Consider the following 14,916-nt stretch of genomic DNA (forward strand, 5'->3'; position numbering starts at 1 on the left):
ACAGGGGTGAAAACGCGAACGCGGGGAGCACCATCGTGCTCCCCGCGTCCCCACGGTTGCGGAACCGCTCAATCGGCCGCGACCGTCTCCTCCGCTTCGACTCCGCGCTCTGCCGCGGCGGCAACCACCACCTCCGCCGGCAGGTACACCTCGCTCCCCTTCTCCCTGAACTCCGCCGACTTCTCTGCCATCCCCGCCTCCGCGGCCTCCAGCTTGGCGGCGTAGTCGCGGACGTCCTGGGTGATCTTCATGGAGCAGAACTTGGGGCCGCACATGCTGCAGAAGTGCGCGATCTTGGCGCCCTCGGCGGGGAGCGTCTCGTCGTGGTACGACAACGCCGTGACGGGGTCTAGCGACAGGTTGAACTGGTCGCGCCAGCGGAACTCGAAGCGCGCCTTGCTGATCGCGTCGTCCCACTCCTGGGCGCGGGGGTGGCGCTTGGCGAGGTCGGCGGCGTGGGCGGCGATCTTGTAGGTGATGACGCCCGCCTTTACGTCGTCGCGGTTGGGGAGGCCCAGGTGCTCCTTGGGGGTCACGTAGCAGAGCATCGCCGTGCCGTACCACCCGATCTGCGCGGCGCCGATGGCGCTGGTGATGTGGTCGTAGCCCGGCGCGATGTCGGTGGTGAGCGGCCCGAGCGTGTAGAAGGGGGCCTCCTCGCACCACTCGAGCTGCCGGTCCATGTTCTCCTGGATCAGGTGCATGGGAACGTGGCCGGGGCCCTCGTTCATCGTCTGCACGTCGAACTCCCAGGCGATCTTGTTGAGCTCGCCCTGGGTGCGCAGCTCGGCGAATTGCGCTTCGTCGTTGGCGTCGCGGATGGAGCCGGGGCGCAGGCCGTCGCCCAGCGAGAAGGAGACGTCGTACTCGCGCATGATCTCGCAGATCTCGCGGAAGTTCGTGTACAGGAACGACTCCCGGTGATGCGCCAGGCACCACTTGGCGATGATGCTCCCCCCGCGGCTCACGATGCCGGTGAGGCGGTTGGCGGTCATCGGCACGTAGCGCAGCAGGACGCCGGCGTGCACGGTGAAGTAGTCCACTCCCTGCTCCGCCTGCTCGATCAGCGTGTCGCGGTAGATCTCCCAGGTGAGCTCTTCGGGGACGCCGCCCACCTTTTCCAGCGCCTGGTAGATGGGCACCGTGCCGATGGGGACGGGCGAGTTGCGCAGGATCCACTCGCGCGTCTCGTGGATGTTCTTCCCCGTGCTCAGGTCCATCACCGTGTCCGCGCCCCACAGGGTGGCCCAGCGCAGCTTGTCCACCTCTTCCTCGATGGAGGAGGTGACGGCCGAGTTGCCGATGTTGGCGTTGACTTTGACCTTGAAGCCGCGGCCGATGATCATCGGCTCCAGCTCGGGGTGGTTGATGTTGGCGGGGATGATGGCCCGCCCGCGCGCCACCTCGCTCCGCACGAACTCGGGGCTCATCCCCTCGCGCAGCGCGACGTACTCCATCTCGGCGGTGACTTCGCCGCGGCGGGCGTAGGCCATCTGCGTGACGCCGCCGGTGCCGCGGAGGATCGGGCGGCGGAGCGATGCGGGGATGAGGGACGAAGTGCCCAGTGCCGAGTGCCGAGTGCCTGGTGGGTCGCTACTCGGCACTGGGGACTGGGCACCAGGCACTGCCGTTACGTCACCGCGGGCGCGGATCCACTCGGCGCGGAGCGGGGCGAGACCCTCGCGCACGTCGCCGCCCAGCGGGCCGCTGGTGTCGTAGACGCGCAGCGGCGGCTCGCCGCCGGAGAGGACGATCTCGCGCATGGGCACGCGGATGCCGACCGGCCCGTCGACGTAGACTTTGCGCGACGCGGGGAAGGCGTCGCCGTAGTCGCCGGTGGTTGGGGCGGTGGCGGAGTCGGGGCGGGCTCGGTCGATCATCGTGCGTCTCCATGCTGCGGAAGCGGGATGATCCGGATCGGTACGGGGTGGCGGCGGAGTCCGGGCGGCGCCTGCAAACGAAACAGGCGCCACGCCGGAGCTCCGGGGTGGCGCCTGGATGTACGGATGCGCATCGGCCGTGGTGAGCGGCGCGGGCGGACCAGTCCATCGGATGCGACACGCCGCGCTCCCTACGCCGGTGTGAACCGGATCAGGTTCCAAGGGACTGTCTCAACTCCGCTGATCGCAGCGAAGTACCCCTGGCGGCTTGCACGGGAGAAGGTAACCGGGACGCGCGCTCCGCACCAGCCCGAGCCCGCGTGGCGACGGCGGGTGGCGCTCTCCGCATCCCGGGGCTAGTCTGCGTAACCCTTCTACTCGACTTGCCGATCTCGTATGAACCGCATCTCGACCACCATCCTGCTCCTCGCGGCGCTCCTGACGTCCGCCTGCGCCACGGTGGGCGGGATGCAGAACGCGCCGCTCGACGCCGGCACCGCGCGCGTGTTCCAGGCCTCCTTCGACTCGACGCTCCAGGCGGCGCGGGAGGCGATGGTCGAGTCCGGTTTCCGCATAGAGATCACCCGCGAGGTGGAGCCCAAGACGTGGATCATCGTCGGCACGACGGGGATGTCGTTCGTCAGCCATGGTGAGCTCGTACGCGTCGCCGTCGCGCGCCAGGAGGAGCGCGCGACTCGGGTGACCGTACATACCCGGCTGAAGGTGGCCACCAACATCTTTGCGGAGAACGACTACTCCGGCACCATCTTCTCCAGAATGGCGTGGAAGCTCCGCTGAGCGGAGAAGTTAGGGAAGGTACACGAAGAGGGGGAGGAGGATCGTCACGGCGAAGATGCACATCAGGAGGATGCGGGTGTGCAGCCGCTCGCGCGGTGGAAGCGCGCCCGGCATGCGCAGCTCCTCCATGCGTGCGCGGCCGCGGGCCGTGAAGCGCACGGGGAGCGTCCATGCCTCCGCCGAAAGGAGAAGGAGGAGCGAACAGAAGAGCGGGCCCACGGCGTCCGGGCCCCGCATTGCGGCCAACGACACCGAGACCGTCTGCAGGACGGCCGCGGCGCGCAGCCAGCGCGGATGGGTCTCGGTCTCCATCACGAGGGCCGCCGCGAAGACCGGCCACTCGTCGGCGCGCCACAGCCCCTGCTGCGCGAACTCGTTCTGCGGGTCGGAGCGGAGGGCCTCGCGCAGGTGCTCGCGGGCGACCTTTCGGCGCCCGGTGGCGAGCTGGGCCCAGCCGGCGATGGCGTGCCCGTAGGCATGCTCCGGGTCCAGGCTCTGCGCGTAGGCCGCGGCCCGCCGCGCCTTCCAGAAGCGGCCGAGCCTTATGAGCCCCAGCGCTCGCATGCGTGCGCATCCGGCGTTCACAGGGTCGAGCGCGAGCCCGGCTTCGGCGGTGGCGACCGCCTGCCGCGCGTGAGTGCGCTTCCCCTGTCCGAGGATGGAGGCCGCCAGGAGCGCGTGGATCTGCGCGTCGTTCGGCCGGAGCGCGAGTGCGTCACGCAGCGACCGCTCGGCCGTGCGGTGCAGGCCCAGCTCCAGCCTCACCTCACCAAGTACGGTGTGGGTGTGCGCCCAATCGGGAGCGAGCCGCACCGCTTCCTCCGCCTCGCGCTCCGCCTCCGGCTTTCCCTGCAGCGCGAGGCTCCACGCCAGCAGCGCCTGCCCCGCCGCGTCGTGCGGGTGGAGCGCGAGCCAGCGGCGAATCTCGCGCTCGGCCAGCTCCGGCCGTCGCGCGAGGACCAGCTGGCGCGCGGCTTCCACCGACATCCGCGCCTACCGGCTTCGCAGGTTGGAGATCCACGAGATCGCGACGATCCCCAGCAGGACGATACCGAAGAGACCGTCCGCCGCCTCGTTCTCCATCAGCCGCAGCACGACGAAGAGCGCCGCCAGCGCGTAGAGCACGGCCGCGGCCGCTGCCATCTTTGGCGTGGCGCGTCCGCGTGGGCCGCGGAACGACGCGGACAGGGGGATGAGCAGGCCGGCGAAGAGGATGGCGCCGCCGGTCGCCCATCCCGCGCGGGTGACGAGCGCCGCCACGCCCAGCGCCAGCGCGGCCCCACCCCCCGCCACCATCCACCCGCCCGAGCGCCGCTGCTCCGGCGAGAGGACGTAGCGCCCGTCCCGGCTCGCCATGAGCACGGCGTTGAAGATCTGCGGGGCGGCCCAGCTCAGCAGCACGAAGGCGGCGTAGGCCACCATCAGCGGCATCAGCCAGGGCGCGAGCCCCGGGTTGGCTTGCGCCACCCTGCGCACCACGTTGTAGCCGAAGATCCCGCCCACGATCACCATCCACTGCGTGCGCTTGTCCAGCCGGTTCATCCAGAGGAAGTAGCGCAGCATTGCCGCGTACAGCGGGTTGCGCGCTTTGAGCGCCTCCGCCAGGCCATCGCGCGCCCACTCGCCCTCGGGGTCCAGCCGCAGCGACTCGCGGAAGTGCTCCAGCGCGCCCTTGCGGTCGCCGCGGTGCAGGAGCGCCCAGCCCTGGTTGGCGTGCGTGTCCGCGTTCTCCGGGTCGCGGGCGAGGGCGCCGTGCAGGGTGGCGCCCGCCTCGTCCCTGCGGCCCAGGTGCACCAGGGCGTTGGCGCGCAGGTTGAGCGCGGGGGCGTGCCCCGGGTCCAGCGCCAGCGCCTCGTCCGCGGCGGCCAGCGACTCCTTCCACCGCCTGCGGCCCAGGTGGGCGAAGGAGAGCGCCGTATGGTTGCGCGGGTCGTCCGGGTCGATGTCGATGGCGGTGAGGGCGGCCCGCTCCGCCTCGTCCCAGCGCTCCGCCTGCAGGTGCACGTGCGCCTCGGCGAAGTGCGCGAAGGCGTCCTCGGGGTCGAGCCGGATCGCGGCGCGCGCCTCTTCCAGCGCGTCGGCACGGCGCTCGTCCAGGTCCGCCAGCAGGATGGCGAGGAGGGCGTGCGTCACCGCGTCGTGCGGGTCTTCCGCCAGCGCCAGGCGGTACTCGCGCTCGGCCATCTCGTGGCGGCCCTGCGTGGCGAGGATCCAGCCGCGCTCCCGGTGCTGCGAGGGGGCATCCATCAGCGCAGCCAGGGCTTCACGTCGTCGTACAGCCCGCTCTCGTTGGCGTACATCACGTAGTTGCGCGCGGTGGAGAACCACTCCCTGGTGCTGGGGCGCATCGCCTTGGCCGCGTTCAGCAGGTCGGCCGTGGTGATGGGGATGGCGCGCCCCGCTCGGATCGCCTCGTTCAGCTTCCCCTCCACCGCCAGGTCGACCACTGCCTTGAGGTCCGCGCCGGAGAAGCCCTCCGTCTTGCCGGCCACCTTGGCCATGTCGAGCCGCTCTACCGGGCGGGTGCGGGTGAGGATCTCCAGGATGGCGGCGCGCGCGGTGGCGTCCGGCGGGGGGACGAAGAGGACGCGGTCGAAGCGCCCCGGGCGGCGGAAGGCGGGGTCCAGGTGCCAGGGCGCGTTGGTGGCCGCCAGCACCAGCAGCCCGTCGTTCCCGTCGTCGATGCCGTCCATCTCCGCGAGGAACTGGTTGATCAGCGACCTTCCCGCGCCGCTGCGGAAGTCGCTGCGGCGGCCGGCCAGCGCGTCCACCTCGTCGAAGAAGAGGACGCACGGCGCCTGCCTGCGCGCCTCGGCGAAGAGCGACGCCAGGTTCTTTTCGCTCTGGCCGATCCACATCTCCAGCACCTCGTCGATCCCCACCGCCATGAAAGCGGCCTCCACCTCGCCGGCGGTGGCGCGCGCCAGGTGCGTCTTGCCGCACCCCGGTGGCCCGTACATCAGCAGCCCGCCGCCGATCGGCTTTCCGTAGGCGCGGTACAGCTCAGGGTGTTTGAGCGGGTGGATGATCTTGAGGCCGATCTGCTCCTTGAGCGCCTCCATCCCCCCCACGTCGGCGAAGGTGACGTGCGGCCGCTCGACCACGCCGGGGGGGAGGTCGTCGTCCTCATCGTCGGGTCCCTCGACCGCGGACGGGCGCCGCGGGCCGGCGCGCATGGCGCCCAGCCGAGCGGCGAGCTCCACGTCCGCGGCGCCGGGGTGCGCGGCGAGGGCGGCCTCGTACGCCTCGCGGGCGCGCTGCATCTCCCCCGCGTCCAGCAGCGTGCGCACGAGCAGGAGGTGCACCTCGGCGCCGCCGCGGCCGGCGCGGACCTCTTCTTCGAGCACCACGAGCGCGGCGGAGCTCTTGTTCTGGCGCAGGAAGGCGCGCACCAGCCCCAGCCGGGCCGCGTCGTCGTCGGGGTCGAGGCGCAGGAGGGCGCGAAACTCGGCCTCGGCCTCTTCGTGGAAGCCGTCGCCCAGCAGCGCGTCGGCCAGGAGGCGGCGGAGCGTGGCGTCGTCCGGCGCAATGCGCACGGCCTCGCGGAGCGCGCGGAGCCGGTCGGAGATCTGGGACATGGTACGGATGTCGGTGGCGGGGCCCGGCGAGTGTGGAGCGCGACTATACAGCCAGCGCGCGTGCCGGGTCAAGACGGGAGGCCGACTACCCGGCCCGCGCTGTGCAGGCGGACCCGCCCCGCACTCACGCACTCACGCACTCACGCACTTCCCCATGGACCGCAGAAGAGTCGACATCCCCCTCCCCAGCGCGCCCGGATTCCGGCCGGTGCCGTTCACGGGAGTGATCTACGTGATGAGCGAGGCCGCGCGCCTCGGCTACGCATACGGGCACCCGGACTGGTGCAACCTCGGCCAGGGGATGCCGGAGACGGGCGACCTCCCCGGCGCGCCCCCGCGCATCTGCGAGGTGGAGATCGCGCCGGCGGACCAGGAGTACGCGCCGGTGGCCGGCGTCCCCGAGCTGCGCGCCGCGGTGGCCGAGCTCTACAACCAGCTCTACCGCCAGGGAAAGGAGTCGAAGTACACCGCCGAGAACGTGTGCATCTGCGGGGGCGGGCGGCTGTCGCTCACCCGCACGGTGGCGGCGCTGGGGGAGATCAACCTGGGCCACTTCCTCCCCGACTACACCGCCTACGAGGAGCTGCTGGACATCTTTCGCCTCTTCACCTCCATCCCCATCCTGCTGGAGGGGAGCGAAGGGTACGGCTTCGACGTGGAGCGGCTGGAGCGCGAGATCACGGGGCGCGGCCTCTCCGCCGTCCTCCTCTCCAACCCGGGCAACCCCACGGGCCGCTCCATCCGCGGCGCCGAGCTGGAGTCGTGGGTGGACGCGGCGCGGCGGCTGGAGTGCACCTTTCTCTTCGACGAGTTCTACAGCCACTACCAGTGGGGCGCCCCAGAGGAGGACGGGATGGTCTCCGCCGCGCGCTACGTGGACGACGTGGACGCGGACCCGATCGTGATCCTGGACGGCTTCACCAAGAACTGGCGCTACCCCGGCTGGCGGTGCACCTGGGTGGTGGGGCCGCGCTCCGTCATCGAGGGAGTGTCCAGCACGGGGTCCTTCCTGGACGGCGGCGGCAACCGCCCCCTGCAGCGCAGCGCCATCCCCCTCCTGGACGCCGGCGCGGTGCGCGCGGAGACGAAGGCGATCCAGGAAGTCTTCGGCCGCAAGCGCCGCGTCCTGGTGGACGGGCTGCGTGCGGCCGGTATGCGGCTGGACCTGGAGCCGGAGGGCACCTTTTACGTCTGGGCCGACCTCGCCGACCTCCCGCCCCCGCTGAACGACGGAATGGGCTTCTTTCGCGCCGCCATCGAGGAGCAGGTGATCTGCGTCCCCGGCGAGTTTTTCGACATCAACCCCGGAAAGCGCCGCAGCGGCCGCCCCTCCCGCTTCCGCACCTACGCGCGCTTCTCCTTCGGCCCCGAGGAGCGCTTCGTGGCCGAGGGGGTGCGCCGCATCCAGGCGCTGGTGGAGCGCGCGGCGCGGGGGGAGGTGGTGGTGGGCGACGAGTAGGCCCCCTCCCCCCGGCCCCCTCCCCCGCCTGCGGGGGCGCAGGGCGGGTGAGGGGGAGAAATCCGCGCGTGCAGCATAGATACGGTAGGGGCGCGATTCATCGCGCCCGTGTCACGGGCGCGCACCGCAACCCGCGGCACCCGAGACCGCTTCAGCGGTCTTCCCGTTGTTCCAGCCGGGGGATTTATCCCCCGGCGTTGCGGGCGTTCCCCGGCGCCTTTCCCCCGATGCTCATCCGGCGGTTGTGGCCTCCACCTCCACCCACCCCGCCAGCACCTCGTCCAGCCGCCGGATCTCGCGGGCGGCGCCGAGGGCGGCGAAGCAGTCGCGGGCACGGTGCAGGGCGTCGCGGGCTTCGTCGCGGCGGCCCTGCTCCCAGCGAAGGCGGGCGACGGCACCCAGGATCTGGGCCCGCTCCAGCTCGTGCCCCTCGCCCGCAACCGCCTCGGCGGCGTCCGCCAGCTCGCGGTCCGCGGCGGCGAAGTCACCCTCAAGACGCGCGATGACTGCGCGGAAACGACGGACGGCGGCCAGCGTCGCGCGGTCGCCGAGCGGCGCAGCGAGCTCCTCGGCTCGGTCCAGCGTGGCGCGGGCGCGCCGCAGCTCGCCCATCTGGATCAGCGGCTCCGCGCGGTTCAGGTGGAGAAGCGCGGCCGTCGGCAGGTGGCCGATCCGTTCCGCCACGTCCAGGGCGCGGTCCATGTACAGCTCGGCCTCCAGCCACTCGCGCAGGTCCGCGCACACCATCCCCAGGTTGTTGTACGCCATCATCGCCGCGGTCCGGTCGCCGGAGCGGATCGTCGACGCGATGCATTCCAGGTAGAGCGCGCGCGCCTCGGCCAGCTCGCCCTGGATGTTGGCGATCACCCCCAGGTTCTGGCACACGAGCCCGGTCAGCTCGTCGTCGCGCACGGCGCGCGCACGCGCGAGGGCCTCGCGATACAGCGTGGCGGCGCCGGCCAGCTCGTCGCGCGTGTGGAGGAGCGTCGCGCGCACGTTCACGGCCCGCGCGGCGGCGCGCGCCAGGCCGCAGCGCTCCGCGATCTCGAAGCTCAGCTCCGCCAGCTCTTCCGCCTCGTCCACCTTCCCCAGCCGTCCGCGCACGCTGGCCTGCCGCCGGAGCGCGTCCACCGCCGCGGAGGGGGCGCGCTCCGCCACGGCCCGGCGGAAGAGGGACGCGTACAGCCGGTTCGCCTCCCTCCACCGCCCCGCCACCTCCAGCTCCTTCCCGCGCGCGGCCACCGCGCAGAGCGGCTCCGCATGCGGCACTTCGACGGCGGACATCACGTTCGACACGCGGTTCAGTTGGACCCGATGGCGTATCCGCTGAGTGTGGGGAGCTCGGCGGACAGGGAGCGCGCCCCGCCCTCTCCGGGCCGGCTGGGGAGCGGGGTCAGCGCGCCGTCGCGCCCCACGCGCAGGATCGTCGGCGAGGGGAGCTTCCCATATTCCTCCGTGGTGCAGTGCTCCGCGTCGATCCGCAGCGTGGCGCGCCGGCCGTTGAGGAAGCTGTACGTGCCCTGCCCGCGCACGTGAGCCTCCACTCCCACGTTCGGCGGGGCCATGGCGGTGAGGATGAAGACCGTCCCCGGCTCGGCGGCGCCCGCGGGTACGTGGAGCACGTGCTGCCCCGCCGCGCCGCGCACCTGGAGGGTGGCTTCGCCTGCGTTGTTCGCGACCGCCGAGTCGGTACCCGCCGGTCCCTCGCGGCTCGAGCACTGCGCCAGGAGCGACGTCCGGCGCGCGGGCGGCCCCGGCTCGGGGGAAGGCGCGCAGGCGGCGAGGATCAGGCAGGCGAGGGTGATGCGATGAAGGGTGCGCATGTCGAACCCGGTGGGAAGAAGGAGGAGAAGGCGCCCCGCGGGGCAGGTCTAGTCGTCCCGGCGCGGGGGGAGCACGCCGGGGATGCGGAGGATGAAGGTCGATCCGGCGCCCACCTCGCTCTCCACGCGCAGGTCGCCGCCCAGCAGCCGCGCCAGCTTTCGCGAGATCGGGAGCCCCAGCCCGGTCCCCTCCGAGCCCGGGAGCTGATGGAACTCCTCGAAGATGCGGTCCAGGTGCTCGGCGGGAATGCCGCGCCCCGTATCCGAGACGCGCAGCTCCATCCACTCCCCGTCCGCCCGCGCGGCGAGCACCACCTCGCCATCGGCCGTGAACTTGATGGCGTTGGAGAGGAGGTTTGTGAGGATCTGCTTCACGCGCCGGGAGTCGGTGCGCAGGACCGGCGCGTCCTCCCCCGGCTCGGAGCGGAGGCGCAGGCCGCGGGCGCTGGCGAGCGGCTCGGCCACCGCGATCGGCGCGTCCATCAGCTCGCGAAGGGGGCACGGCTCCAGCGAAGCCTCCAATCGCCCCGCATCCAGCTTGGCGAAGTCCAGCAGGTCATTGATCAGCTCCATGAGGGTCAGCGTGGCGGTCCGCGACCTCTCCAGGTAGAGCTTCGCGCGGTCCGGAAGCGGGCCCGCGGCGCCGCGCAGCAGGAGGTCGCCGTAGCCCTTCACGGAGTTGATGGGGGTGCGCAGCTCGTGGCTCACCATGTTGAAGAAGCGCTCCTTCACCGCCGACAGCTCGCGCAGCTTTTCGTTCGCCCCCTCCAGCTCGCGCGAGCGCTCCTCCACGGCGCGGTGGAGCTGCGCATTGCTGATGGCGACGGCGGCGTGGCGGGCCAGCGTCACCGCCAGCCGCGTGTCCTGCCGGGTGACGCGGTACGGCTCGCGATACCCGATCACCAGCGCGCCGAAGTGCTCGCCGAAGAGGGAGAGCGGCACGCCCAGCCCCGCCTGCATCCCCTCGGCGGAGTGCAGGGCGAAGTCGGCCGCGCGCAGCTCCTCGCCCTCGCCCAGGTACACGGGCTTGCCGGCCTCCACCACGCAGCGGGCGAGCGGATCGTCTTCGGCGGAAGGGAGTGCCGCCTGGACGCCCACGCCCGCGCAGGCGCGCAGGTGCCCGCCCTCGCCGGTGCTGACGACGGCGTAGTCGGCGCCGAGCAGGGTGCGGGTGAAGCGCGCCACCAGCCCCACCACCTCGTCCGGATCGAGAGTGCGGTTGGCGGCGAGGCCCAGCACGTCGAGCGCCTCGGTCTCCTCGGCGCGCTCGCGCAGGCGGCTGCACTCCGCGCGCGCCTCCACGAGCTCCGTGTGGCGCGCGCGCACGGTCGCGAACGCCTCGGCGAGCGGCGCCCACGCGTCCGCATCCCCGAACGCTCCCGCGGGCGCGGCCAGCAGGAGCGCTCCCTGGGGCTTCGCCAGGGGGAGCACCAGGATCTCGGCGCCGGGGAAGCGCGTCTCCATCTCCCTCCCCAGCGAGCAAGCGGCGTAGCTCCCGGCGACGACGGCCTGGGCCGCCGCCTCGCGCACCTCGGCCCCCGCCTCGAATCCCTGCGGATATGCGGCGACGATCTCCGCGTCCGCGTCCACCCAGAGCGCGCACTGGAGGCGGGGCGCATCGGGGAGCGACTCGGCGAGCGTCCGGAGTGCGCTTTCGGGGTCGTCCTGGCACCCGGCGCGCAGGGCGGCGCGGAGGAGATCGCCCTCTCGCGGGGGCGTTGAGCGTGGAGCTAGGGCGGACAGCATGGTACCACCCGGGTGGGAGGATCTGCCGATGGGCGCTGTGGATGGGCTACACGTTCCGTGCCGTTTTCGCCCCTTTGACGACGCTATGGCTTCCGGGTGGTTCGTGCGTCGCAAGTGCCTGTTATTGGTGAACTTGCGCGCATCTGCCGGACTCTGTTGTTTGCCGGCGAGGAAATTTTCGGCGGAAAGCTGCGGGGTGTCCTGCGCGCCGCTGGGACACGGGTGCCGCACCGGGATGTCTCTTGCCGGCGCGTGGGGCTGGAGGGCGGAGTGGGGGCGGGCACGGGCGGCCACGCGGGGCCGCCCCTACCGGCGTGCGCGTGGTGAGCGGGAGACGATGTGGGGGCGAGCACGGGCGCGATAATCGCGCCCCACAGAATCGCGCATCCGGCGGAGATGCATGCGTACGCCCCTCCCCCAGGTAGTTTTGGGGGAGGGGCCGCGAGGTGACGAGCGGGGGAGGGGGCCCGGGCCCCCCGTCGCAGGCAAAAGAGGCCCGCGCACCTGGTGCGCGGGCCTCTCGCCGGTTTCCGATCCGTGCCGTCTAGTTGCCGCCCGTCCCCAGCCCGTCGCGACCCACCGTGGTGGTGGTGTCGGATGGTGCAGTCGTTCCGGATGTGGTGGTCGACGTCGTGGTGGTCTGGGTCCCACCGCCGGTCACGTTCCCGCCCGTCCCGAGCCCGTCGAACGCCGGCTTAACTTCCGGCGAGAACGGCGTTCCCCCGTCCGTACCACAGGCCGAGGCGAGAAGAACCACCGCCCCCAGCACCATCGCAATGCGCATCCCACGGACCATTGAGCCCTCCTTGGTACATCGTTTCCACCGTGTGAAAATCAGTATAGCAGGACACGTGCCTATGTGCTACGGCGGGAAACGGACGGTGGGGTGGTCGCGAGGCTAAGTCTTTACTGGCTGCAGGGTTGGCTCTGATTCGCCCAACTCCGCGAGGCGAAAGTCGATGTCCGCGACGTCTCGCGCGGCGCCCAGCACGGCGAAAAGAGTGCGCGCTTCCGTGAATGCGTTGCGTGCTTCGGCGGTGTGCCCCCGCGTGCGGCGCAGCTCTCCCAGCTCGCGAAGCGCCGAGGCGCGCTCCACCTCCAGGCCGGGGCCGGTGGCCAGCTCCAGGGCCTGCTCCAGCGACCTTTCGGCGGCGGCCACGTCGCCGGTGCGCAGGGCGATGATGCCGCGGAAGCGCGCCACGTCAGAGAGCACCCCCCGCTCTCCGATTCTCGTGGCCAGCTCCTCCGCGCGGGCCAGCGACGCGAGGGCCTTCTCCGTGTCCCCCACCTCGATCAGCGGCTGCGAGCGGTTGGCCAGGAGCAGGGCGAGGGCGGGGGAGTAGCCGATCCGCTCCGCGATCTCGATTCCGCGCGCGTAAAAGATCTCCGCCTCCATCCACTCGCGGAGGTCGCCGCACACCATCCCCAGGTTGTTGTACACCAGCGCCGCGCTCGCGCTGCTCCCCGAGCGCACGAACGAGCCGATGCATTCCAGGTACAGCGTGCGCGCCTCGCGCAGGTCGCCCATCAGGTTGGCGATCACCCCGGTGTTCTGGAGCGCGAAGCCGGCCAGCTCGTCGTCGCCCAGGTCCAGCGCCAGCTCGTGGGCGCGGGCGAAGAAGTCGTGCGCCCCCGTCCAGTCGCCGCGGGCGTGGCGGATGAGGCCGACGACGTTGACGGCGCGGGCGGCGGCGCGCGCCAGCCCGGCCCGCTCGGCGATCTCGCGGCTCAGCTCGGCCAGCTCCTCCGCCTCGTCCCAGCGCCGCTCGCGGTTGCGCACCCGCGCCTGCCCTCGCAGCGCATCGGACGCGTGCTCCACCGCGCCGGAGTGGAGCGACTCGCGAAAGGCGCGCGCGTACAGCCCGGCCGCCTCGTCCCAGTGCCCCAGCCGCTCCTGGTCCGACGCCATCTTCGTGAGCCGGACGGGGGTGAGCGCCTCACTCATCCGCCGGCACCGCGTGCGGCAGGCGCAGGGTGAAGACGGAGCCCTCGCCCGGCGTGCTCTTCACCCGCAGCTCGCCCCCCAGCAGCCGCGCCAGCTTGCGCGAGATGGGGAGCCCCAGCCCCGTGCCGCCGCTCACCCTGGAGCCCGGGACCTGCTCGAACTCGTGGAAGATGCGCTCCTGGTGCTCCGGCGCGATCCCGCGCCCCGTGTCCGCCACGTGCACCTCCACCCCCTCCGCCACCGGCTCGATGGAAACCGTGATCCCCCCGCGGTCCGTGAACTTCACCGCGTTGGAGAGGAGGTTGAGGAGGATCTGCCGCACGCGGTCCGCGTCTGTGGAGATCAGGGGAACGGCGTCCGCCGACACCACTTCCACCGTGATCCCCTGCGCCACGGCGAGCGGCTCGACGGTGGCGAGCGCCTCGTCCACGATCGCGCGCACGCGTGCCGGGTGGCAGACGAGGTCCATCTTTCCGGCGGCGAGCTTGGAAAGGTCCAGCACGTCGTTCACCAGCAGGAGGAGCGAGCGCGTGGCGCGCTGCGCCCGCTCCAGAAACGACCGCGCCCCCTCCGGAATGGCACCGACCACGCCGTCCAGGAGGAGGTCCTGGTAGCCCAGGATGGCGTTGAGCGGCGTGCGCAGCTCGTGGCTCATGGAAGCAAAGAAGCGCTCCTTGGCCTCCGTGCTCCAGCGCAGCTCCTCGTTGGCGCGCTCCAGCTCTCCGCCCCGCTCGGCCAGCGTGCGGTGCAGGCGCGCGTTGCCGATGGCGACCGCCGCGTGACCCGCCAGCGTCAGCGCCAGGCGCACGTCGCGCGGGGCGGGCTGGTACGCGCGCCGGTAGCCGATGACCAGCGCACCGAACGTCTCGCCGAAGAGGGAGAGCGGCACGCCCACCCCCGCCTGCATCCCCTCGGCGGCGTGGAAGGGCTCGGCGGCGGCCTCCTCGCCCTCCAGCACCACCGGCTTCCCCGCCTCGGCCACGCGGAGCGCAAAGGGGTCGTCGGATTCGCCGTCGTGCGCGCGCAGCCCCACCGACGCCGTGGTGCGCAGCGCCCCGTCGAACGCGGCGGTGTTGACGGTGACGTAGTGGGCGCCCAGCAGCGCGCGGGCGAAGCGGGCCACCAGCGCGAGCACCTCGTCGGGGTCCAGGGTGCGGTTGGCGGCCAGACCCAGCACGTGCAGCGCCTCGCTCTCCTCGGCGCGCTGGCGGAGCTCGTCGCGCTCCTCCTCCGCGCGCCTCAGCTCGTCCGCGCGCGCGGACACCCGCCCGAAGGCGTCGGCCATCTCACGCCACCCCTCGCCCTCCCACGCGACTGCGGCCAGCGCCAGCGCGCCCCCCTCGCGCAGACCCAGGATGCGCACCTCGCGCCCGTCCGCCAGGGTGACGCTCTCCGCGCCGCGCGCCACTCCCTGGAGCACCTCTGCGGGCGGGGGGCATGCCGCGGGCTCGGCGCCCTTGAGCTCGCCCTTTGCCCCCAGCCACCACGCCCGCCGGCGCGCCTCCGGCCCCGCCATGGCGCGCGCAAGCTCGCGGAGCGCCGCTTCGGGCTCTCCGCACTCGTAGATGCGCAGCAGGGTGTCGCGGTGGGGCATGCCGGTGGGGTACGAGGGGTGTCCCCGAAGGATAGGGTCAGGTGCCACGACGCGAAAGGGACGCGCGCGACAGATGGCGGTGGGCGGGTGCCG

The 14,916-nt window shown here is 72.3% G+C and carries 12 protein-coding genes and 1 riboswitch; of the genes, 2 read left to right on the forward strand and 10 right to left on the reverse strand.

What is annotated here, in order from left to right; all coding sequences use genetic code 11:
• Positions 1 to 68: 68 nt before the first annotated feature.
• Entirely contained in the window at positions 69 to 1,880 is a 1,812-nt protein-coding gene (gene thiC / locus VF584_13480) for a phosphomethylpyrimidine synthase ThiC (GenBank protein ID HEX8211180.1), read from the reverse strand.
• Positions 1,881 to 2,050: 170 nt separating this feature from the next.
• Positions 2,051 to 2,152: riboswitch (TPP riboswitch) on the reverse strand.
• Positions 2,153 to 2,276: 124 nt separating this feature from the next.
• On the opposite strand from thiC, the gene VF584_13485 reads away from it, so the two are divergent.
• Positions 2,277 to 2,678 carry a hypothetical protein gene (locus tag VF584_13485; GenBank protein ID HEX8211181.1) on the forward strand — a complete coding sequence of 134 codons (402 nt, stop codon included), beginning with the start codon at positions 2,277 to 2,279 and terminating at the stop codon, positions 2,676 to 2,678.
• Between the two features lie 9 nt (positions 2,679 to 2,687).
• On the opposite strand, the gene VF584_13490 is transcribed toward VF584_13485, so the two are convergent.
• The 3 genes from VF584_13490 to VF584_13500 are packed head-to-tail and all read right to left on the reverse strand — an operon-like array spanning position 2,688 to position 6,256.
• Complete coding sequence (locus VF584_13490; GenBank protein HEX8211182.1) at positions 2,688 to 3,665, reverse strand: tetratricopeptide repeat protein; 978 nt, start codon at positions 3,663 to 3,665, stop codon at positions 2,688 to 2,690.
• A 6-nt stretch (positions 3,666 to 3,671) separates the two neighbouring features.
• Positions 3,672 to 4,925 (reverse strand): tetratricopeptide repeat protein, encoded by a 1,254-nt coding sequence (locus tag VF584_13495; GenBank protein HEX8211183.1) that lies wholly within the window; start codon positions 4,923 to 4,925, stop codon positions 3,672 to 3,674.
• Positions 4,925 to 6,256, reverse strand: a complete 1,332-nt coding sequence (locus VF584_13500; protein ID HEX8211184.1) for an AAA family ATPase — start codon at positions 6,254 to 6,256, stop codon at positions 4,925 to 4,927. The genes VF584_13495 and VF584_13500 overlap by 1 nt, the downstream gene beginning before the upstream one ends.
• A 154-nt stretch (positions 6,257 to 6,410) precedes the next feature.
• Between VF584_13500 and VF584_13505 the strand changes: the two genes are divergently transcribed.
• Complete coding sequence (locus VF584_13505; GenBank protein HEX8211185.1) at positions 6,411 to 7,715, forward strand: pyridoxal phosphate-dependent aminotransferase; 1,305 nt, start codon at positions 6,411 to 6,413, stop codon at positions 7,713 to 7,715.
• A gap of 231 nt (positions 7,716 to 7,946) precedes the next feature.
• Here the strand turns inward: VF584_13505 and VF584_13510 are convergent, their stop codons facing one another.
• The 6 genes from VF584_13510 to VF584_13535 all read right to left on the reverse strand — a co-directional run bounded on the left by VF584_13510 (position 7,947) and on the right by VF584_13535 (position 14,823).
• Positions 7,947 to 8,999 carry a tetratricopeptide repeat protein gene (locus tag VF584_13510; GenBank protein ID HEX8211186.1) on the reverse strand — a complete coding sequence of 351 codons (1,053 nt, stop codon included), beginning with the start codon at positions 8,997 to 8,999 and terminating at the stop codon, positions 7,947 to 7,949.
• A 17-nt stretch (positions 9,000 to 9,016) separates the two neighbouring features.
• Positions 9,017 to 9,538, reverse strand: coding sequence for a hypothetical protein (locus tag VF584_13515; protein ID HEX8211187.1), 522 nt, complete (start codon positions 9,536 to 9,538; stop codon positions 9,017 to 9,019).
• A gap of 48 nt (positions 9,539 to 9,586) precedes the next feature.
• Positions 9,587 to 11,284 (reverse strand): GAF domain-containing sensor histidine kinase, encoded by a 1,698-nt coding sequence (locus tag VF584_13520; GenBank protein ID HEX8211188.1) that lies wholly within the window; start codon positions 11,282 to 11,284, stop codon positions 9,587 to 9,589.
• Between the two features lie 544 nt (positions 11,285 to 11,828).
• Positions 11,829 to 12,080 carry a hypothetical protein gene (locus VF584_13525; GenBank protein ID HEX8211189.1) on the reverse strand — a complete coding sequence of 84 codons (252 nt, stop codon included), beginning with the start codon at positions 12,078 to 12,080 and terminating at the stop codon, positions 11,829 to 11,831.
• 102 nt (positions 12,081 to 12,182) lie between these two features.
• The gene (locus VF584_13530) at positions 12,183 to 13,229 is read right to left on the reverse strand and encodes a tetratricopeptide repeat protein (protein ID HEX8211190.1); all 1,047 of its coding nucleotides are present in this window, start codon (positions 13,227 to 13,229) and stop codon (positions 12,183 to 12,185) included.
• Positions 13,222 to 14,823: a GAF domain-containing sensor histidine kinase gene (locus tag VF584_13535; GenBank protein ID HEX8211191.1), complete on the reverse strand. Its 1,602-nt coding sequence runs from the start codon at positions 14,821 to 14,823 to the stop codon at positions 13,222 to 13,224. The genes VF584_13530 and VF584_13535 overlap by 8 nt, the downstream gene beginning before the upstream one ends.
• Positions 14,824 to 14,916: the final 93 nt, after the last annotated feature.

Source organism: Longimicrobium sp., assembly GCA_036389135.1.
Taxonomy (GTDB): domain Bacteria; phylum Gemmatimonadota; class Gemmatimonadetes; order Longimicrobiales; family Longimicrobiaceae; genus Longimicrobium.